Here is a 19,385-nt window from a genome sequence, read left to right as displayed (position 1 = left end):
GGCGGGCGAGGCGGGTCGGTGGGCGAGTGCGCGGCTACTCCCCCGCCGTCGCCTTCAGGGCCAGCCACAGCTCCATCCGGACGTCCGGGTCGTCGAGGGAACGGCCCAGGATCTCCTCCACCCTGCGCATCCGGTAGCGCAGGGTATGCCGGTGGACGCCGAGGTCGGCCGCCGCCGCGTCCCACTGGCCGTGCCGGGAGAGCCAGGCCCGGAGGGAGGCGACCAGGTCACCCCGGCCGGTCGCGTCGTGCTCGTACAGCGGCCTGAGCAGGCCGTCGGCGAACGCCTTCACCGCGTCGTCGGCGAGGAGGGGAAGGACCGAGCCCGACGCCAGCTGGTCGTGCTCGACCAGGACCCGGCCCCGGCGCCGGGCCACGGACAAGGCCTGTTCGGCCTGCTTGTAGGCGGCCGCCGCGGCGATCGGGCCGGACGGGGCGGAGAGGCCGACGACCAGGTCGTCGTCCGCGGCGTCCGGCTGCTCCGGCGCCGCCCTGGCCGCCTCCCGCGCCGCCGCGTACTCCACGGTGGCCGCCACCGCCGCGCCCCCGTCCGCGGCCAGCACCACCAGCCGCTCGCCCTCCGGCACCACCAGCACCGCCTCCCCGGACCGGGCCGCGGCCGACTCCACCGCCTCGGTGAGGCCGGCCAGCAGCTCGCCGCCCGCGTCGGCGACGATCATCCGGAACGGGGCGTCGAGCAGCCCGCCGTACAGGTCACCGGCGACCCCGCGGGCGTGGTCCGGCTGGCCGGCGAGCAGCATGCGCAGCACCGCCGCCCCGACCCGCTGCTCGGCCGCGTGCAGCGAGCGGGAGCGTTCCGTCGTGAGGGTGAGGAGGGCGATCGCGGAGTGGACGGCGTAGCGCTCCGCCGTGCCCAGCGCCGAGGCCGTGCCGACCGCCAGGGCCGCCCGCGGGCGGCGGCCGGTGCCGAGGGAGTGGAGTTCCACGCGGTCCTCGTTGTCGGGGCCGCCGACCACCGAGGAGGCCGGTGCCGGGCGTTCCCGCAGCCGCTCCACCTCCGCCGTCAGGCGGGCCGCGCGGCGCCCCGCCCACTCCGGTGCCGTCGCGACGACCGCGCCGGACGCGTCGTACAGCGCCGCCCAGCCGTCCACCTGCGCGGCGAGCGCGGTGAGCAGGCCCTCCGGGCCGGCGTTCAGGGCCTGCCTGGTCAGTTCGCGCTGGGCGGCGAAGCCCGCCGTCACCGCCCGGTACTGGTCGGCCGCGATCGCCGCCGAGACCGCCTTGCTGATGGCGAGGAAGGGGGTGCGGCGGGGCACTTCGAGGAGGGGCAGGCCCTCGCGTTCCGCGGCGTCGACCAGGGCCTTGGGGATCTCGTCGTAGTTGACCCCGACGGCGAAGCCGAGGCCCACCACACCGGCTCCGACCAGGCGCTTCACGTACTTCCGCATCGCCTCCGGATCCTCCGCGTCCAGCTTCAGCGCGGTGATCAGGAGCAGTTCCCCGCCCTCCATGTACGGCACGGGGTCGGCGAGTTCGCTGACGTGGGCCCAGCGCACGGGCACGTCGAGGCGGTCCTCGCCCGCGCGCACGGTCAGTTTGAGCGCGGAGTGGTGGACGAGCGAGGCGAGCGTCGGTGGCATCAGGCCGTCAGGTCTTCTCTTCGGTCTTGAGCGCCGCGAGTTCCGTGAGCTTCGTGAGCGCCGCGAGTGAGGGCAGTGGTCTTTGGCCGTCCCGTATGAACGGCCTCTCTCGATTCTGCCTCACTGTACGGTCCCGCGTGCCCCGGTGTTCAGACCCGGCCGCCGGGCCTCAGGTCGACCAGCAGCGGGGGCGCGTGCTCGCCCTTGACCGTGGTCAGGGAGAGGACCGCGTGGCCCGGCGGGAGACCGTGGGCCAGTTCCGAGGCCGACCAGCGTTCGCGCTCCACCTGCCGGACGGTGACCGCCCGTGCGGTGGCCGCCTTGCCGGTGATCACCCGGCGTACGACGTGCAGCGCCTTGCCCGCCGGGGTCTCCGCGATGATCTGGCGGTCGGTGACGTCCCGGGCCTCGGTCCACTCCTTGCCCCAGACCTCGGCGAAGTCCTGCCCGTCCCAGGGGGTGAGTCCGGCGAAGGCCATCCTGCAGCCGGCGGCGCCGAGCAGCGGGCCGCGGAGCGGGCGGGGTACGTCGTCCAGGGTGCGCAGGGTCAGCACCACGCCCGCGTTGGCGGAGCGCAGCCGCTGCATGGCGCGGACCGCCTCCGGCGTCACCACGCCGGTCGCGTCGTCGAGGAGCAGGCAGGAGAAGAGCGAGCGGTCGTCCCGTACCGAGACGCTCGCCGTGAACTGGGCGAGGACCAGGCGGGCCAGGATGCGGGAGGCGTCCGCGTGGCCGCGCTCGGGCAGGTCGATGCGGACCCGGACCGGGTGGTCGAGGGCCTTGAGGGAGAAGGGGCGGGACTGGCCGGAGGTGTCGAAGAAGCCGGCGAAGGCCGGGCGGTCGAGGAGCGCGATGCGGTCGGCGAGGACCGCGCCGACGTCCCCGGGGTGACCCATCTGGCGTTCCCGCGCGTCCAGTTCGCGCAGCAGCGACTCGTGGCCGGTCGTCGTCAGCGCCTTGCGGAGCGCGGCGAGCGGGCCCGGGGCGCCGTCGAGGAGCTGGCGGAGTTCGGGCACGGAGGGGAAGCGGCCGTGGACCGCCCGGAACGGGCCGAGCAGCTGGGCGAGGACGGTGGTGGAGCGGCGGCTGTCACTGCCGGGGTGCGGGTCGGCGAGGTCGCCGGCGAGGGCCTCGGCGAGTATGGCGGCGGCCTCGTCGGGGTCGGTGGTGCCGCCGTACAGGTCGAGGTCGTAGACGGACTCGGGGTGGGCGATGCGGACGACGACGTCGTAGGCGTCGGCGGGTCCGAGGCCGGCGCCGGCCGCGCCGACGACAACCACGGAGGCGCGGCCGGCGAGCGCGTGCAGGCAGAGCGACTCGGCGAGCGGGCGGACCAGGCTGCCGGTCTTGCCGGAGCCGGCCGGGCCGACGGCGAGCAGCGAGGTACCGAGCAGGTCGGGGCCGAGGGCGAGGCCGGTGCCCCGGTACCGGTAGGGGTTGCGGGGGTCGTCGGCCGTGGTGCCGAGCCGGACCTGGCCGGTGACCAGGTCGTGGCGGGCGTGCCGGGCGGGCAGGTCGCGTTCGCCGGAGGGGTGCAGGCAGGCGGCGGCGCCGTCCTTGACCACGGCGGCGGTGAAGCCGGCCATGGTGTGCCGGCCGCTGCGTACGCCCTGCCAGGCGCGGGCGATCCGGGCATGGTCCACGTCCCGCATCAGCCCACTGCGCGCCTCCCCGGCAAGCCGGTCGGCGGCGGCGCCGGCCCCGGCGGCCCGGAGGTGCGGCCACTGGGCGGGATCCTCCGAGGGGGCGGGAGGCTCCTGGCGGGCTCCCGCGGTCGCCGCGGCCCTGAACCTGGGCGCCACGAACCGCCGCCACACCTCGCCCCAGCGGCCGAGCCTGCCCACCACGAGCATGATGGTGAGAGCGACCAGGTACGTGTAGCCCTCGTAGATGAAACGGGTCGCGACGGCCGGGATCGTGGCGTCGGCGCCCTGCCACGAGTCGGGAAGGAACAGCTGGAGCGGCAGGCCCCACCACGCCCCCAGGTACCCGTGCGTCAGCAGGGACCAGACCAGCCACCCCACCAGGAAGGCGATCAGGGCGCCGCTGAGCAGTTGCCGGGTGGGCAGTTCCTCGGGTTCCTGCTCGGCCCGGGGCCGGTACCCGAACCGCCACACCCCCGGTGCCGCCTCGGGCCTGGGCGCCCGCAGCCAGGTCAGGAAGGCGGACCCGTCCGGCAGCGGCGGGACCGTCGGCGGTGCCGTCGGCCGTGGCGGCATCGCGGACGCCTCGGTCGGCACCGCGTCCGCGTCCTGTGGTCCCGCCGGACGCGGTACAGGATTCGCATGCGTACGCCGCGTGTCCCGCGTCCCGTCGCTGTCCATCGCTCTCGCTCCCTGACCAGCCGTTCTTCCGTCCACCGTCAGCGGCCAATCTAACGCCCTCGCAAGGGGAGTTCACCGCTTACGCGGCCGAGGAGCCGTCCGGCCGGACACCGCTCCCCCGACCGCACTATGTCCATCGCGGACAACGTCACTCTCCGACAACGCCCACATGGAGCATGCCCACCTCCCACACCCGGCCCTAGCCTGCGAAGAAAGAAGGAAAGCGTCCGAAAACGCACCACCGGAGCAACCGGACGGGACGCGCCCGGCACGCATCGGTTCGCACGACTCATCAGGGAGCCCCCATGACCGCACTTCCGCAGGAGCGTCGCGTCGTCACCGCCATACCCGGCCCGAAGTCGCAGGAGCTGCAGTCCCGCCGTCTCGCCGCGGTGGCGCAGGGTGTGGGTTCGGTGCTGCCCGTCTTCACCGTGCGCGCGGGCGGCGGGATCATCGAGGACGTCGACGGCAACCGCCTCATCGACTTCGGTTCCGGCATCGCCGTGACCTCCGTCGGCGCCTCCGCCGAGGCCGTCGTACGCCGGGCGAGCGCCCAGCTGGCCGATTTCACCCACACCTGTTTCATGGTCACCCCGTACGAGGGCTACGTGGAGGTCGCCGAGGCCCTCGCGGAGCTCACCCCGGGTGACCACGCCAAGAAGTCGGCGCTGTTCAACTCCGGCGCCGAGGCCGTCGAGAACGCCGTGAAGATCGCGCGTGCGTACACCAAGCGCCAGGCCGTCGTCGTCTTCGACCACGGCTACCACGGCCGGACCAACCTCACGATGGCGCTGACCTCGAAGAACATGCCGTACAAGAACGGCTTCGGGCCGTTCGCGCCCGAGGTGTACCGGGTCCCGGTCGCCTACGCCTACCGCTGGCTCACCGGCCCGGAGAACGCCGGTCCCGAGGCCGCCAAGCAGGCCATCGACCAGATCAGCAAGCAGATCGGCGCCGACAACGTCGCCGCGATCATCATCGAGCCGGTGCTCGGCGAGGGCGGCTTCATCGAGCCGGCGAAGGGCTTCCTGCCGGCGATCAGCCAGTTCGCCGCGGACAACGGGATCGTGTTCGTCGCGGACGAGATCCAGTCCGGGTTCTGCCGTACCGGTCAGTGGTTCGCGTGCGAGGACGAGGGCATCGTCCCGGACCTGATCACCACGGCCAAGGGCATCGCCGGCGGTCTGCCGCTGGCCGCCGTGACCGGCCGTGCCGAGATCATGGACGCCGCGCACGCCGGCGGGCTCGGCGGCACCTACGGCGGCAACCCGGTCGCCTGCGCCGGTGCGCTCGGGGCCATCGAGACCATGAAGGAGCTCGACCTCAACGCCAGGGCGAAGAACATCGAGTCGATCATGAAGCCGCGGCTCGCCGCCATGGCCGAGAAGTTCGACGTCATCGGCGACGTCCGCGGCCGGGGCGCGATGATCGCCATCGAGCTGGTCAAGGACCGCGCCACCAAGGAGCCGAACCCGGAGGCCACCGCCGCCCTCGCCAAGGCCTGCCACCAGGAGGGACTGCTGGTCCTGACCTGTGGCACCTACGGCAACGTGCTGCGTTTCCTGCCCCCGCTGGTCATCGGCGACGACCTCCTCAACGAGGGCCTCGACATCATCGAGCAGGCCTTCGCGCGGATCTGAGCCACAGGGTTCGCCAAGTCGGCACAAAGGGGCTCGAACCCGTGTGCCACCACCGCCCCACCCCTCCCGTCCGGCGTGATGTGGGGGGCTGGGGCGGCCCCCGTCGGGCCGTGTGAAGAAGGTGTGCGAGGTGCATGACGGGACGCGATTCCGCCTGTCGTCGCACCTGACCCTGCCGTAGGTTCTACCCAGATGAGAGATACACCCCGCCCACAGGGGACTGTGGGCGATTTCAGGCCGGGGCCTCCCCAGCTTCGACCTGGTCGTGCCCTCGCGCACACAACCGGTGCCTCCGGCTCCGGATCTCCTCACCGATCGGACGGTCGCTCGCCCCAAACCCCCCGGGGCGCGCGACATTCCGATCCGGACGGCCGCCTCGGAACCACCCCCCCTGTTCCGGGGCGGCCGACCTCCTTCCTCCGTTTTCCCCTCGCGGGACTCCTGGGACTGCCGGGCCTTCCGGCCCTCCTCTTCGCGCTGATCACCTGGCAGGTCGTGGCCCACGGCCCCCTGCTCCGCCTGGACAGCCGCCTGAGCAGCGCACTCGTCCACCCGGACCGGTTCTCCGAGCTCCTCTCCGACCTCGGGAACGCGCAGGTCGCGGTCCCGGTCCTGGTCCTCGTCATCGCGTGGGTCGCCCGGCGCGGCCGTGCCACTGGTACAGACCGGTGGTGGCTGCCGCCCACGGCCGCCGCCGTCCTGATGGCCCTCGTCCCGGCGGTCGTCGTGCCGCTCAAGGAGTGGACCGCCCGTCCGGGGACCCCCGTGGTGCCCCCGGCTGTCGGCTACTTCCCCTCCGGCCACACGGCGACGGCGGCGATCGCGTACGGCTCCGCGACCCTGCTCCTCCTCCCCTGGCTCACCTCCGCCGCCGCCCGCCGCACCACGGTCGCCGTCTGCGCGGCGCTCGTCCTCGGCGTCTCCTACGGCCTGGTCCGCCGCGGCTACCACTGGCCGCTGGACGTGGTGGCCAGCTGGTGCCTGGCCACCGTCCTGCTGACGTCGCTACGGCTGCTGCTCAGCCGAAGTACGCGTCGAAGTTCTTCTGGAACTCCCAGTTCGAGAACCGGTCCCAGTTGACCGACCAGGTCATCAGGCCGCGCAGGGCCGGCCAGGTGCCGTGGGTGGTGTACGAGCCGCAGTTGGTCTTCTTCGTCAGGCAGTCCAGTGCCTTGGTGACCTCGGACGGCGCCACGTAGCCGTTGCCCGCGTTGACCGACGCCGGCATGCCGATCGCGATCTGGTCGGGGCGCAGCGGCGGGAAGACGTTGCCGGCGTCGCCGGCCACCGGGAAGCCGGTGAGCAGCATGTCGGTCATGGCGATGTGGAAGTCGGCGCCGCCCATGGAGTGGTACTGGTTGTCGAGGCCCATGATCGGGCCCGAGTTGTAGTCCTGGACGTGCAGCAGGGTCAGGTCGTCGCGGAGGGCGTAGATGACCGGGAGGTACGCCCCGCAGCGCGGGTCCTGGCCGCCCCACTTGCCGGTGCCGTAGTACTGGTAGCCCATCTGCACGAAGAACGTCTCGGGCGCCATCGACAGCACGAACTTCGACCCGTACTTCGCCTTCAGGGTCTTCAGGGCGGAGATGAGGTTGACGATCACCGGGGTCGTCGGGTTCCTGAAGTCCGTGTCGCTCGCGTCCAGGGAGAGCGAGTGGCCCTCGAAGTCGATGTCGAGGCCGTCGAGGCCGTAGGTGTCGATGATGTTCGAGACGGAGGAGACGAAGGCGTCCCGCGCGGCCGTGGTGGTCAGCTGCACCTGGCCGTTGGCGCCGCCGATCGATATCAGCACCTTCTTGCCGGCCGCCTGCTTGGCCTTGATCGCCGCCTTGAAGTCGGCGTCGCTTTCCACGTTCGGGCACTCGGTGACCGGGCAGCGGTTGAAGCGGATGTCCCCGGAGGTGGCCGAGGTCGGTTCGCCGAAGGCCAGGTCGATGACGTCCCAGCTGTCGGGGACGTCGGCGAGCCGGGTGTACCCGGATCCGTTGGCGAAGGAGGAGTGGAGGTAGCCGACCAGGGCGTGGGTGGGCAGGTCGCCGGAGGAACCGGCGGTCGTGGTCGCCGTCACCGCGGCCGACTTCGCGGACTCGCCGGCGTCGTTCACGGCGGTGACCTGGAAGCCGTACGCCGTCGACGGGTTCAGCCCGGTCACGGTCGCCGAGGTCCCGGTCGCCGTCTGGACCTTCGCCCCGTCCCGGTAGACCGCGTAGCTCGTCGCGCCGGTGACCGCGGCCCAGGACAGGGCCACGCTGGAGGACGTGACGGTCCCGGCCTTCAGCCCGGTGGGCGCGGCCGGCGGCTGGCCCGCGGAGGCACCCGGCCCGACCAGCGACACGTCGTCGGCGTAGTAGGCGCCGGTGCCGTACCAGCCGTGGGTGTAGATGGTGACCTTGGTGGTCGAGGCGCCGGTGGTGAAGGTGGTCGTGAGCTTCTGCCAGTCGGGGGCGGACTGGGTCCAGGTGGAGACGTCGGTGGTGCCGGTGCCGCTCGCGCCGAGGTAGACGTAGGAGCCGCGGACGTAACCGGACAGGGTGTACTGCGAACCCGGCTTGACCGTCACGGTCTGCGCGCACTGGGCGTTGTCACTGCCTGCCGGGGTCGCCTGCAGCGCGGAACTTCCGCCGTGCACAGGCGAGTTGACCGTCGTACCGCTGCCCGCCGTACAGGTCCAGCCGGACAGGCCCGACTCGAATCCGCCGTTGACGGCGAGGTCCGCGTCGGCCGCACGGGCGGCCGACGAGAGCGCGGTGATACCGGGCACGGCCAGCAACGCGGCCGTGAGCATGGTGAGGACAGGTCTCGCGCGAACCACAAGTGCCTCCGGGGATGGGGGATTTGGAGGTGAGGTGCGCACTCAACTTGGTCCAGACCAATTCACCTGTCAAGAGCTACGGCACCGATCTACCGACGGCCCGGCAGCGCGCCCCTTCAGGGGCGCGGGGCTGTGACATTTGCGGCTCCGCCGCGTGGGCGCGACCAGCCACGACGCCGCCGCACCCGACCGCCGACCGCACCCGCCACGACGGCTACTCACCGTCGGCCAAGCCGGCGGCAGCCTCGTGCATCGCCAGCTCCAGCAACGCCGGATCCGTCAGCGTCCCCGACCCGTCCGGCGCCACCAGCCACCGCACCCCCTGGGTCGCCCGGCCGGGATACGGCACGACGATCCAGGTGCCGGTACCCGCCGTGCGGATCCCGGTGCCGAGCCACCGGGCGGCCGTGCCGGGCGGCACGAAGAAGCCCACCCGGTTGTCCCCGAAGTCGGCCAGGACGGGCCCCGGCTGGTCGAGGACGCGGGTGAGCACGTCGAGGGTCGGATAGCCGAGTCCACCCGGCAGGATCAGCACGTCCCAGGCCCTGCCGGCGGGCAGCAGCGCGACCCCACGCGGGTTGCGCTCCCATTCCCAGCGGCAGGCCTCGGGATCCGGTGCGACGGATGCCAGCCACTCGACCGCCGTCTTCGCCCCAGTCATCAGAAGACCTCCCCATCTCGCTCGTCGACGCGGGCGTCGCGTCACGGGGAGAGAGGGAGGTCCTCCAGGGGCATTACGCGGGTTTCGGCACCGTATTCAAGTGACCTGGATCACATACCGAGGCGGCTCAGCTGTCGAAGCCCAGCCCCAGCCGGTCCATCGCCCGCAGCCACAGGTTGCGACGGCCGCCATGGGCGTCGGCGCGGGCCAGCGACCACTTGGTGAGGGCGATGCCCGTCCAGGCGAACGGCTCGGGCGGGAACGGCAGCGGCTTCTTGCGGACCATCTCAAGCCGGGTGCGCTCGGTCTCCTCCCCGGCCAGCAGGTCCAGCATCACGTCGGCGCCGAACCGGGTCGCGCCGACACCGAGGCCGGTGTACCCGGCCGCGTACGCGACCCGCCCCTGGTGCGCGGTGCCGAAGAACGCCGAGAAGCGGGAGCAGGTGTCGATCGCGCCGCCCCATGCGTGGCTGAAGCGGACGCCCTCCAGCTGCGGGAAGCAGGTGAAGAAGTGCCCGGCGAGCTTGGCGTAGGTCTCCGGACGGTCGTCGTACTCCCGGCGCACCCGGCCGCCGTAGTGGTGGATGGCGTCGTAGCCGCCCCACAGGATGCGGTTGTCGGCCGAGAGGCGGAAGTAGTGGAACTGGTTGGCGGAGTCGCCGAGGCCCTGCCGGTTCTTCCAGCCGATCGCGCCGAGCTGCTCGGCGGTGAGCGGTTCGGTCATCAGGGCGTAGTCGTAGACCGGGACGGTATAGGCGCGGACCCGCTTGACCAGGTTCGGGAAGATGTTGGTGGCGAGCGCGACCTGCCGGGCGCGGACCGAGCCGTACGGGGTGCGTACGGCCATGCCGGCGCCGTAGGCCTTCAGGGCCAGGGCGGGCGTGTGCTCGTACACCCGGACGCCGAGCGCGAGGCAGGCCTGCTTGAGGCCCCAGGCGAGCTTGGCCGGGTGGAGCATGGCCACGCCCCGCCGGTCCCAGAGGCCCGCCTCGAAGGTGGGCGAGGCGACCTGGGCGCGCACCGCGTCGGCGTCGAGGAACTCGATGTCGTCCGCGAGGCCCTGCTGCTCCAGTTGCCTGTGCCAGTCGCGCAGTTCCCACGCCTGGTAGGTCTCGGTGGCGACGTCGATCTCGCCGGTGCGCTCGAACTCGCAGTCGATGCCGTGCCGGGCGACGGCGGCCTCGATCTCGTCGAGGTTGCGCCGGCCCAGCTCCTGGAGTGTGCGGATCTCGTCGGGCCAGCGGGCGAGCCCGTTGGGCAGTCCGTGGGTGAGGGAGGCGGCGCAGAAGCCGCCGTTGCGGCCCGAGGCGGCCCAGCCCACCTCGTGGCCTTCCAGCAGGACCACCTCGCGCCCGGGGTCGCGCTCCTTGGCGTTGAGCGCGGTCCACAGTCCGCTGTAGCCGCCGCCGACGACCAGCAGGTCGCAGGTGTCGGCGCCGGTCAGCGCGGGCTCGGGGTGGGGCTTGCCGGGGTCTTCCAGCCAGTACGACACCGGCTGTGCTTCGGAGAGAGACTTGGTCCAATTTGCCTGACGGCTCATGGCGCTTGGGGCCATGATTTTCAACTCCCTACAGAGTCAGTTAAAGGGCTATGCCTTTTGCCTGTTGCGGCGGCTGTTGACGAGCATCGATACCAGGACGAGCAGTACGGCGACGAGGAACATGGCCGTACCGATGACGTTGATCTGGACGGGCGTGCCGCGCTGTGCCGAACCCCAGACGAACATGGGGAAGGTGACGGTGGAGCCCGCGTTGAAATTGGTGATGATGAAATCGTCGAAGGAGAGCGCGAAGGACAGCAGCGCGCCCGCCGCGATTCCGGGGGCCGCGATGGGGAGGGTGACCCTGACGAACGTCTGCACCGGTCCGGCGTAGAGGTCGCGGGCCGCCTCCTCCAGGCGCGGGTCCATCGACATCACGCGCGCCTTGACCGCGGTGACGACGAAGCTGAGGCAGAACATGATGTGGGCGATCAGGATGGTGTAGAAGCCCAGCTGGGCGCCCATGTTGAGGAACAGGGTGAGCAGCGAGGCCGCCATGACGACCTCGGGCATGGCCATCGGCAGGAAGATCAGCGAGTTCACGGCGCCGCGGGCGCGGAACCGGTAGCGGACCAGCGCGAAGGCGATCATCGTGCCGAGGACGGTGGCGCCGATCGTCGCCAGGGCGGCGATCCGGAGGCTGATGGAGAGCGAGCCGCACATGTCGGCGACCCCGCACGGCTGCTTCCAGGCGTCCAGCGAGAACTGCTGCCATTCGTAGTTGAAGCGCCCCTTCGGTTTGTTGAAGGAGAACACCGTGACGATGACGTTCGGGAGCAGGAGATATCCGAGGGTCACCAGTCCCGCGATGACGACCAGATGCTTCTTGAGCCAGTTGACGAAGGGCATTTAGACCAGATCCTCCGTCCCGGACCGGCGGATGTAGATGGTGACCATGGCGAGGATCGCGGCCATGAGGATGAAGGAGAGCGCGGCGGCCGTCGGATAGTCGAGGATCCGCAGGAACTGCGTCTGGATCACGTTTCCGATCATGCGGGTGTCGGTCGAGCCGAGGAGTTCGGCGTTGACGTAGTCACCGGCCGCCGGGATGAAGGTCAGCAGCGTGCCGGAGACCACGCCCGGCATCGACAGCGGGAAGGTGACCTTGCGGAACGTCGTCCACGGCTTGGCGTACAGGTCGCCGGCGGCCTCGTGCAGCCGGCCGTCGATGCGCTCCAGCGAGGTGTAGAGCGGCAGGATCATGAACGGCAGGAAGTTGTACGTCAGACCGCAGACGACGGCCAGTGGTGTGGCCAGGACGCGGTCGCCGGCCGTCCAGCCGAGGAAGTCGGTGACGCTCAGGATGTGCAGCGAGTTCAGCACGTGCACGACCGGGCCGTTGTCGGCGAGGATCGTCTTCCAGGCCAGGGTGCGGATCAGGAAGCTGGTGAAGAACGGCGCGATCACCAGGATCATGATCAGGTTCCGCCAGCGCCCCGCACGGAAGGCGATGAGATACGCCAGCGGGTAGCCGAGCAGCAGGCACAGGACCGTGGCCGCCGCCGCGTAGAAGACGGACCGCAGGAACTGCGGCCAGTACTCGCTGAGCGCGTCCCAGTAGGTCGCGAAGTGCCAGGTGACCTTGTAGCCCTCTTCCAGGGAACCCGTCTGGATCGACGTGGACCCCTGGTAGATCATCGGCAGGGCGAAGAAGATGACCAGCCACAGGATGCCGGGGAGCAGCAGCCAGTAGGGGGTGAACCGGCCGCGCTTGCGCGGGGGCTTCTTCTCGGGGGCCGGCGCCAGCGGCGGCGGCGCTTCCGTCAGCGTGGCCATCAGGCCGCCTCCTCCTCGGTGCCGGCGGAGCCCACTGTCCCAGCAAGCAGGGACTGGGCGGCGTCGAGACCGAAGGTGTGCGCCGGGCTCCAGTGCAGGACGACGTCGGCGCCGGGGACGAGGCGTCCGTCGCGCTCGACGTTCTGCACGTACACCGCGAACTCGGGGCAGACCGCGCTGTCGATGACGTACTGCGTGGAGACGCCGATGAAACTGGCGTCGGCCACCTTGCCGGTGATGCGGTTGCGGCCCTCGGGGATGGAGCCCGCGTCGTCGGCGTGGGTGAGGGAGATCTTCTCGGGGCGGATGCCGACCAGCACCTTGCCGCCGGTCGTGGTGGGCGCCGAACATCGCGCCTCGGGCAGCACCAGCTTGCCGCCGCCGGCCTTGAGGATGATGTCGTCGCCGTTCTTCGTGTCGACCTCGGCCTCGATCAGGTTCGAGGTGCCGAGGAAGTTGGCGACGAAGGTGGTGTTCGGGTTCTCGTAGAGGTCGGCGGGCGAGCCGAGCTGCTCGACGCGGCCCGCGTTCATCACGGCGACCGTGTCGGCCATGGTCATGGCCTCCTCCTGGTCGTGCGTGACGTGCACGAAGGTGATGCCGACCTCGGTCTGGATCCGCTTGAGCTCCAGCTGCATCTGGCGGCGCAGCTTGAGGTCGAGGGCGCCGAGCGGCTCGTCGAGCAGGAGCACCTTGGGGTGGTTGATCAGCGCCCGCGCCACCGCGACACGCTGCTGCTGGCCGCCGGAGAGCTGGTGCGGCTTCTTGCGCGCCTGCTCGCCGAGCTGGACCAGCTCCAGCATGTCCTCGACCTGCTTCTTCACGCTCTTGATGCCGCGCCGGCGCAGGCCGAAGGCGACGTTCTCGAAGATGTCGAGGTGCGGGAAGAGGGCGTACGACTGGAAGACCGTGTTCACCGGCCTCTTGTACGGCGGCAGATGGGTGACGTCCTGGTCGCCGAGGTGCACGGTGCCGGTGGTCGGCTCCTCCAGGCCCGCGATCATGCGCAGGGTGGTGGTCTTGCCGCACCCGGAGGCACCAAGGAGGGCGAAGAAGGAGCCCTGCGGCACGGTCAGGTCCATCGGCTGGACGGCGGTGAAGCCGTTGTCGTAGGTCTTGCCGATGCCGGTGAGGCGGACGTCGCCGCTGCTGTCTGTCGTCATGGTGTCGTCACGCCCCTGTGAGCTTCGCGAACTTCTGCTGGTAGGCCGTCTCTTCCTTCGAGCTGAGGGCTCGGAAGGCGTGGGACTTGGCCTGCATGGCCTTGTCGGGGACGATCAGCGGGTTGCTCGCCGCCCCCTTGTCGATCTTGGCGAGGTACGGCTGCACGTCCGCGACGGGGCTGACGTAGTTGACGTAGGCGGAGAGCTGGGCGGCCGGTTCGGGCTCGTAGTAGTAGTCGATGAGCCGCTCGGCGTTCGTCTTGTGGCGCGCCTTGTTCGGGATCAGCAGGTTGTCGGTCGACGTCATGTAGCCGCTGTCCGGGATGACGTAGGCGACGTCCGGGTTGTCGGCCTGGAGCTGCACGATGTCGCCGCCCCAGGCGACACAGGCGGCCAGGTCGCCCTTGCTGAGGTCCGAGGTGTAGTCGTTGCCGGTGAACCGGCGGATCTGCCCCTTGTCGACGGCCTTCTGGAGGCGCGCGATCACCGCGTCGTAGTTGTCGTCGGTGAACTTCCCCGGGTCGATGCCCATGTCGAGCATGGTCATGCCGACGGTGTCGCGCATCTCGGTCAGCAGGCCGACCCGGCCCTTGAGCGCGGGGTTGTCGAGCAGGTCGGAGACCGACTTCACCTCGACGCCGTTCAGCGCCTTCTTGTTGAAGGCGACGACCGTGGAGATGCCCTGCCACACGTACGAGTAGGCCCGGCCCGGGTCCCAGTCGGGGCTGCGGAACTGGTCCGACAGGTTGGCGAAGGCGTGCGGCAGGTTCGACGCGTCCAGCTTCTGGACGTAGCCGAGCCGGATCATGCGGGCGGCCAGCCAGTCGGTGAGGACGATCAGGTCCCGGCCGGTGTCCTGGCCTGCGGCGAGCTGCGGCTGGATCTTGCCGAAGAACTCGTCGTTGTCGTTGATGTCCTCGGTGTACTTCACCGTGATGCCGGTCCGCTTGCGGAACGCGTCCAGCGTGGGGTGGGTCTTCCCGCTGTCGTCGACGTCGATGTACTCGGGCCAGTTGGAGAAGTTGACGACCTTCTCCGTGGCCGAGTGGTCGTCGGCGGAGACCCCGCCCTGGGACTTGCCGGCCGCGGGGATGCCGCAGGCGCTCAGCGCCCCGACGCCGCCCACCGCGAGCGCGCCGCCCAGGAACGACCGGCGGGCCAGGGCGGCCCGGCCGTTGCGGAGACTGCGCCGCATGGCGGCCATTTCGACCGGGTTAGGGCGGTCGGGCTCGTACTGCCTCATGCGCTAGATGCCCTTTCGGGAAGACGGCCGTTCACCGAACGGCCGGTGCTGTGACTATCGGTCCCCGAAGATCGTGCGGTGCCAGTCCTTCCGCGCCACCGCCGTATTGTCGAACATTACGTGCTTGACCTGGGTGTACTCCTCGAACGAGTACGCCGACATGTCCTTGCCGAAGCCGGACGCCTTGTAGCCGCCGTGCGGCATCTCGCTGATGATCGGAATGTGGTCGTTGACCCACACGCACCCCGCCTTGATCTCGCGCGTCGCGCGGTTCGCCCGGTAGACGCCGCCGGTCCACGCGGAGGCGGCCAGACCGTACGGGGTGTCGTTCGCCAGCCGGATCCCCTCATCATCACTGTCGAACGGCAGAACGACCAGCACCGGCCCGAAGATCTCGGACTGGACGATCTCGCTGTCCTGCGGCGCGTCGGCGACCAGGGTCGGCCGGTAGTAGGCGCCGCTCTTCAGCTCCCCTCCGGGAGCCTCCCCGCCGGTCACCACGCGCGCGTAGCCGCGCGCCCGCTCCACGAAGCCTGCGACCCGGTCCCGCTGGGCGTGCGAGATCAGCGGCCCGAGATCGGTACCCGGAGCGAACGGATCCCCGAGCCGCACGGTCTCCATCAGGGCGGCCGTCCGCTCGACGAACGCGTCGTAGAGCGGCCGCTGCACGTACGCACGCGTGGCGGCGGTGCAGTCCTGCCCGGTGTTGATGAGGGCACCCGCGACGGCCCCGTTGGCGGCCGCCTCCAGGTCCGCGTCGTCGAAGACCACGAACGGCGCCTTGCCGCCGAGCTCCAGGTGCAGCCGCTTCACGGTCGCGGTGGCGACCTCGGCGACCCGCTTCCCCACGCCCGTGGACCCGGTGAAGGAGGTCATGGCCACGTCGGGGTGTCCGACGAGATGCTCGCCGGCCACCTTTCCCGTCCCGGTGACGATGTTGATCACGCCGTCCGGGATACCGGCGAGCGTGGCGGCCTCCGCGAAGAGCAGCGAGGTCAGCGGGGTCAGCTCGGCCGGCTTCAGCACGATCGTGTTGCCGGCGGCGATCGCCGGGAGGATCTTCCAGGCGGCCATCTGGAGCGGATAGTTCCAGGGCGCGATGGAGCCGACGACACCGATGGGCTCGCGGCGGACGTACGACGTGTGGTCGCCGGAGTACTCGGCGGCGGCCTGGCCCTGGAGGTGCCGGGCGGCCCCCGCGAAGAACGCGGTGTTGTCGATGGTCCCCGGCACGTCGAACTCACGGGTCAGCTTCAGCGGCTTGCCGCACTGGAGGGACTCGGCACGGGCGAATTCCTCGGCGCGGTCGGCGAGCACGGCGGCGAACCGGTGCAGCGCGTCCGACCGGTCGCCGGGCGTGGTCCCGGCCCAGCCGGGGAAGGCGGCCCGCGCGGCGGCCACGGCCCGGTCGACGTCCTCGGTGCCGGCCAGCTCGTACGTGTACACGTCCGCGCCGGTGGCCGGGTCTACGACGGCGTGCGTACGGCCTGACGTGCCCTTGGCGAACCGGCCCGCGATGTACTGCGCGCCGCCCGCGAGCCGCTCCTGCGCGGGGAAGGTCTCCGGGGTGGCGGTGCCCGGGTTGTCCATGTCGCTTCTCCTCCGCCGTCACCCCGTCCCGAGAGGCGGGTGGCGTAGCTCCAGCTGGATTTGACTGCCGATCCTGACAGAGCAGGGGGCGACCAACAAGTGATTCCGTTGTTGCCTTTTGGTTACGCGACGGAATCTGTCGACCAGGTGTCGAGTCGGCGGTGAAAAGGCAGGACGGAGTGTCAGTGGTGGCTGCCAGACTGGCGTGCATGGCGAAGATCGATTCTGTGGAGGCCCTGATCAGGGCGGTCCAGGCGGGGGCCGGGATCAAGTACCTGCACTTCTGGGGACACCGACCGCGTCCCGACGGGCAGGTCTCGGCGAGCTGCCTGAGCCAGTGGTGGCCGTCACCCTTCGTGGTCGACGGTGTCGAGTACGCGACCGCCGAGCACTGGATGATGGCGGGAAAGGCCCGACTCTTCGGGGACCCGGAGGCGGAACGGGCGGTCCTCGCCGCGGCCCACCCCGCCGAGGCGAAGAAGGCGGGCCGACTGGTCCGGGGCTTCGACGAGCCGATATGGACGCGGGAGCGCTTCCGGATCGTCGCCGAGGGCAGCGCCCACAAGTTCGCCGCCGAGCCCGAGCTGCGCGACTACCTCCTGGCCACCGGCGACCGCGTCCTGGTGGAGGCGAGCCCGGTGGACCGCATATGGGGCATCGGCCTCGCGGCGACGGACCCGGCGGCGGAGGACCCGGGACGGTGGCGGGGGCTGAACCTTTTGGGGTTCGCGTTGATGGAGGCACGGGAGCAGCTGAGGGCGGCGGGGGCGTAGGGCGATACAGGGGCAACGCTGGCGTCCGACGGGACCGGCCCCGCCCAAGGAGACGCGGCGCTTCTCACGGACCGAACCGTCCCTGCCTAAAGGGACGCGACGCTTCTCCCCGACCGAACCGTCCCTGCCTAAAGGGGGCGCGGGGAACTGCGCGACCAGCCCCCACTCGCCCGCACCCGACCACCCACCGAACCGCCGGGGCTATTGGCTCCCCTGGCTCCCCGCCACCACGATCAACGTGATGAACGCACCGGCAAGCACCAGCCCCGCCGACCCGCAGATGATCCCGGCCAGCGCCTGCCCACCGTTCGTCGCCTCCCCCCGCTTCACCCGCCCCCGCCCGATCGACCCGAACACGATCGCCAGCACCCCCATCACCAGCGCCACCGGCGCCAGGCAGAACCCGATCGCGCTGATGATCCCGGTCACCATGGAGGCCGTCCCCAGCCCGTTGTTCGGCATCGGCTGCATCCCCGCCCAGCCGCCGTACCCCCCGGGCCCGGCCGGATACGGCGGCAGCGGCTGTCCGGGATAGCCGTACCCCGGCACCGGCGCGCCGCCGGGACCGGGGACGCCGGGGTAGCCGTACGGGACCGGCCCCGGCCCGTTCGGCGCGATCGGCGGAGGCGGCACCGCCGCACTCCGCGGCTGCTGCGGCTGCTGCGCCGCAGGCGGGGCGTAGGGATTGGGCGGCGGCCCGGCGGGGTCCGGCGCCGCGAAGGGGTTCACCGGCGGAGCCGGGGGCGTGTCGGACGGCGCGGCGAAGGGGTTGGCCCAGCCCTGCGGCGGCGGGGCGGCGGACGGCCCGGGTATCGCCGCCACCGTCCCTTGCTCGTGGACCGACTGCTCATGAACCGTCTGCCCATGGACGGACGGCGTCGCCACCGGCGCCTCCACCTCCACCCCGGCCCCCTCCCCCGCGGCCTCCCCCTTGTCCAGCCGTACCTTCGGAGCCTCCGGCACCTCGTCAGCCATCGTGCGATGTCCCCTCTCCTGCGCGCATGCCGCCGTCATGCTACGGCCCGCCCCCTTGCCGGATCCCGGCCCGGCCTACCATGAGCCCGAGTCACCGATCAGCCGATCACCGCGCAGGGCCCCACGGCCGTACCCCGCCGTAGGCGGCCCGCGCCGTTCCGGGGAGGAACCCTTGACCGACCGCCACACCGACCCCGCCGCCCCGCGCGACGTGCACGCCTTCGTCGCCGGACTGCCGAAGGCCGAACTGCACGTCCACCACGTCGGCTCCGCCTCCCCCCGCATCGTGTCGGAACTGGCCGCCCGGCACCCCGACTCCAAGGTCCCGACCGACCCCGAGGCCCTGGCCGACTACTTCACGTTCACGGACTTCGCGCACTTCATCGAGGTCTATCTGTCGGTGGTCGACCTGATCCGCACGCCCGAGGACGTGCGGCTGCTCACCTACGAGGTGGCCCGCGACCTGACCCGCCAGCAGGTGCGGTACGCCGAGCTGACGGTCACCCCGTTCTCGTCCACCCGGCGCGGGATCGACGCGCGGGCCTTCATGGACGCGATCGAGGACGCGCGGAAGGCGGCGGAGGCCGAGTTCGGCACGGTGCTGCGCTGGTGCTTCGACATCCCGGGCGAGGCGGGTCTTGAGGCCGCCGAGGAGACGGTCCGGCTGGCGACCGACGACCGGCTGCGGCCGGAGGGCCTGGTCTCGTTCGGTCTCGGCGGACCCGAGATCGGCGTGCCCCGGCCTCAGTTCAAGCCGTACTTCGACCGGGCGATCGCGGCCGGCCTGCGCTCCGTCCCGCACGCGGGCGAGACCACGGGACCCGGCACGGTCTGGGACGCGCTGACCCACCTGGGCGCCGAGCGCATCGGCCACGGCACCAGCTCCGCGCAGGACCCGAAGCTCCTCGCCCATCTCGCCGAGCACCGCATCGCGCTGGAGGTGTGCCCGACCTCCAACATCGCCACCCGCGCGGTCCGCACCCTCGAAGAGCACCCGATCAAGGACTTCGTGGCCGCCGGTGTCCTGGTCACGGTCAACTCCGACGACCCGCCGATGTTCGGCACCGACCTCAACAACGAGTACGCGGTCGCCGCCCGTCTCCTCGGCCTCGACGAGCGCGGCCTCGCGGACCTCGCGAAGAACGCCGTGGAGGCGTCCTTCCTGGACGTGCCCGGCAAGGCGAGGATCTCCGCCGAGATCGACGCGTACACGAAGGCGTGGCTCGCCCCCTGACGAGCCCCGCACCGAGTGCGCCCAGTCCCGCACCGCGTCCCACGCCGAGCCCCC

At 71.3% G+C, this 19,385-nt stretch carries 15 protein-coding genes; 4 read left to right on the top strand and 11 right to left on the bottom strand.

Features of this window, described 5'->3' with window-relative positions; genetic code table 11:
• Nucleotides 1-34: 34 nt before the first annotated feature.
• Nucleotides 35-1,600, bottom strand: a complete 1,566-nt coding sequence (locus ACGF5O_RS34200) for a PucR family transcriptional regulator (protein WP_393813755.1) — start codon at nt 1,598-1,600, stop codon at nt 35-37.
• A 149-nt stretch (nt 1,601-1,749) separates the two neighbouring features.
• Nucleotides 1,750-3,924 carry an ATP-binding protein gene (locus ACGF5O_RS34195; RefSeq protein ID WP_393813754.1) on the bottom strand — a complete coding sequence of 725 codons (2,175 nt, stop codon included), beginning with the start codon at nt 3,922-3,924 and terminating at the stop codon, nt 1,750-1,752.
• 305 nt (nt 3,925-4,229) lie between these two features.
• Here ACGF5O_RS34195 and gabT point away from each other — a divergent pair, with 305 nt between their 5' ends.
• Nucleotides 4,230-5,564, top strand: a complete 1,335-nt coding sequence (gene gabT, locus ACGF5O_RS34190; protein ID WP_393813753.1) for a 4-aminobutyrate--2-oxoglutarate transaminase — start codon at nt 4,230-4,232, stop codon at nt 5,562-5,564.
• 222 nt (nt 5,565-5,786) lie between these two features.
• Entirely contained in the window at nt 5,787-6,644 is an 858-nt protein-coding gene (locus tag ACGF5O_RS34185; RefSeq protein ID WP_393813752.1) for a phosphatase PAP2 family protein, read from the top strand.
• Here the strand turns inward: ACGF5O_RS34185 and ACGF5O_RS34180 are convergent.
• The 8 genes from ACGF5O_RS34180 to ACGF5O_RS34145 form a co-directional block, all read right to left on the bottom strand.
• On the bottom strand, nt 6,583-8,349 hold the full coding sequence (locus ACGF5O_RS34180) for a chitinase (protein WP_393813751.1): 1,767 nt from the start codon (nt 8,347-8,349) through the stop codon (nt 6,583-6,585). The genes ACGF5O_RS34185 and ACGF5O_RS34180 overlap by 62 nt on opposite strands.
• Nucleotides 8,350-8,590: 241 nt before the next feature.
• The gene (locus ACGF5O_RS34175; protein ID WP_393813750.1) at nt 8,591-9,037 is read right to left on the bottom strand and encodes a hypothetical protein; all 447 of its coding nucleotides are present in this window, start codon (nt 9,035-9,037) and stop codon (nt 8,591-8,593) included.
• 127 nt (nt 9,038-9,164) lie between these two features.
• Nucleotides 9,165-10,592, bottom strand: coding sequence for an NAD(P)/FAD-dependent oxidoreductase (locus ACGF5O_RS34170; RefSeq protein ID WP_393813749.1), 1,428 nt, complete (start codon nt 10,590-10,592; stop codon nt 9,165-9,167).
• A 33-nt stretch (nt 10,593-10,625) separates the two neighbouring features.
• Nucleotides 10,626-11,426 (bottom strand): ABC transporter permease, encoded by an 801-nt coding sequence (locus tag ACGF5O_RS34165; protein ID WP_393813748.1) that lies wholly within the window; start codon nt 11,424-11,426, stop codon nt 10,626-10,628.
• Nucleotides 11,427-12,353: an ABC transporter permease gene (locus ACGF5O_RS34160; protein ID WP_393813747.1), complete on the bottom strand. Its 927-nt coding sequence runs from the start codon at nt 12,351-12,353 to the stop codon at nt 11,427-11,429. It abuts the gene before it with no gap.
• A complete protein-coding gene (locus ACGF5O_RS34155) occupies nt 12,353-13,516 on the bottom strand; it encodes an ABC transporter ATP-binding protein (protein WP_393813746.1) in 1,164 nt (387 codons plus the stop codon). Before ACGF5O_RS34155 ends, ACGF5O_RS34160 begins: the two co-directional genes overlap by 1 nt.
• A 7-nt stretch (nt 13,517-13,523) precedes the next feature.
• A complete protein-coding gene (locus tag ACGF5O_RS34150; RefSeq protein WP_393813745.1) occupies nt 13,524-14,759 on the bottom strand; it encodes a PotD/PotF family extracellular solute-binding protein in 1,236 nt (411 codons plus the stop codon).
• Nucleotides 14,760-14,813: 54 nt separating this feature from the next.
• The gene (locus ACGF5O_RS34145) at nt 14,814-16,349 is read right to left on the bottom strand and encodes a gamma-aminobutyraldehyde dehydrogenase (protein WP_393813744.1); all 1,536 of its coding nucleotides are present in this window, start codon (nt 16,347-16,349) and stop codon (nt 14,814-14,816) included.
• 209 nt (nt 16,350-16,558) lie between these two features.
• Between ACGF5O_RS34145 and ACGF5O_RS34140 the strand changes: the two genes are divergently transcribed.
• The gene (locus tag ACGF5O_RS34140) at nt 16,559-17,122 is read left to right on the top strand and encodes an NADAR family protein (protein WP_393813743.1); all 564 of its coding nucleotides are present in this window, start codon (nt 16,559-16,561) and stop codon (nt 17,120-17,122) included.
• A 201-nt stretch (nt 17,123-17,323) separates the two neighbouring features.
• On the opposite strand, the gene ACGF5O_RS34135 is transcribed toward ACGF5O_RS34140, so the two are convergent.
• Nucleotides 17,324-18,097, bottom strand: coding sequence for a DUF4190 domain-containing protein (locus ACGF5O_RS34135; protein WP_393813742.1), 774 nt, complete (start codon nt 18,095-18,097; stop codon nt 17,324-17,326).
• A 37-nt stretch (nt 18,098-18,134) separates the two neighbouring features.
• Here ACGF5O_RS34135 and ACGF5O_RS34130 point away from each other — a divergent pair, with 37 nt between their 5' ends.
• Nucleotides 18,135-19,331 (top strand): adenosine deaminase, encoded by a 1,197-nt coding sequence (locus ACGF5O_RS34130; protein ID WP_393813741.1) that lies wholly within the window; start codon nt 18,135-18,137, stop codon nt 19,329-19,331.
• Nucleotides 19,332-19,385 lie beyond the last annotated feature (54 nt).

It is taken from the genome of Streptomyces sp. NPDC048291 (genome assembly GCF_043201715.1).
Classification (GTDB): domain Bacteria; phylum Actinomycetota; class Actinomycetes; order Streptomycetales; family Streptomycetaceae; genus Streptomyces.
This window is presented reverse-complemented; position numbering and strand designations above follow the sequence as displayed.

Excerpts from the sequence above, each read along its gene's own strand:
- ACGF5O_RS34200 (WP_393813755.1), bottom strand. The coding sequence starts at position 1,600 with ATGCCACCGACGCTCGCCTCGCTCGTCCACCACTCCGCGCTCAAACTG.
- ACGF5O_RS34195 (WP_393813754.1), bottom strand. The coding sequence starts at position 3,924 with ATGGACAGCGACGGGACGCGGGACACGCGGCGTACGCATGCGAATCCT.
- gabT (WP_393813753.1), top strand. The coding sequence starts at position 4,230 with ATGACCGCACTTCCGCAGGAGCGTCGCGTCGTCACCGCCATACCCGGC.
- ACGF5O_RS34180 (WP_393813751.1), bottom strand. The coding sequence starts at position 8,349 with ATGCTCACGGCCGCGTTGCTGGCCGTGCCCGGTATCACCGCGCTCTCG.
- ACGF5O_RS34175 (WP_393813750.1), bottom strand. The coding sequence starts at position 9,037 with ATGACTGGGGCGAAGACGGCGGTCGAGTGGCTGGCATCCGTCGCACCG.
- ACGF5O_RS34170 (WP_393813749.1), bottom strand. The coding sequence starts at position 10,592 with ATGGCCCCAAGCGCCATGAGCCGTCAGGCAAATTGGACCAAGTCTCTC.
- ACGF5O_RS34165 (WP_393813748.1), bottom strand. The coding sequence starts at position 11,426 with ATGCCCTTCGTCAACTGGCTCAAGAAGCATCTGGTCGTCATCGCGGGA.
- ACGF5O_RS34160 (WP_393813747.1), bottom strand. The coding sequence starts at position 12,353 with ATGGCCACGCTGACGGAAGCGCCGCCGCCGCTGGCGCCGGCCCCCGAG.
- ACGF5O_RS34155 (WP_393813746.1), bottom strand. The coding sequence starts at position 13,516 with ATGACGACAGACAGCAGCGGCGACGTCCGCCTCACCGGCATCGGCAAG.
- ACGF5O_RS34150 (WP_393813745.1), bottom strand. The coding sequence starts at position 14,759 with ATGAGGCAGTACGAGCCCGACCGCCCTAACCCGGTCGAAATGGCCGCC.
- ACGF5O_RS34145 (WP_393813744.1), bottom strand. The coding sequence starts at position 16,349 with ATGGACAACCCGGGCACCGCCACCCCGGAGACCTTCCCCGCGCAGGAG.
- ACGF5O_RS34140 (WP_393813743.1), top strand. The coding sequence starts at position 16,559 with ATGGCGAAGATCGATTCTGTGGAGGCCCTGATCAGGGCGGTCCAGGCG.
- ACGF5O_RS34135 (WP_393813742.1), bottom strand. The coding sequence starts at position 18,097 with ATGGCTGACGAGGTGCCGGAGGCTCCGAAGGTACGGCTGGACAAGGGG.
- ACGF5O_RS34130 (WP_393813741.1), top strand. The coding sequence starts at position 18,135 with ATGCTACGGCCCGCCCCCTTGCCGGATCCCGGCCCGGCCTACCATGAG.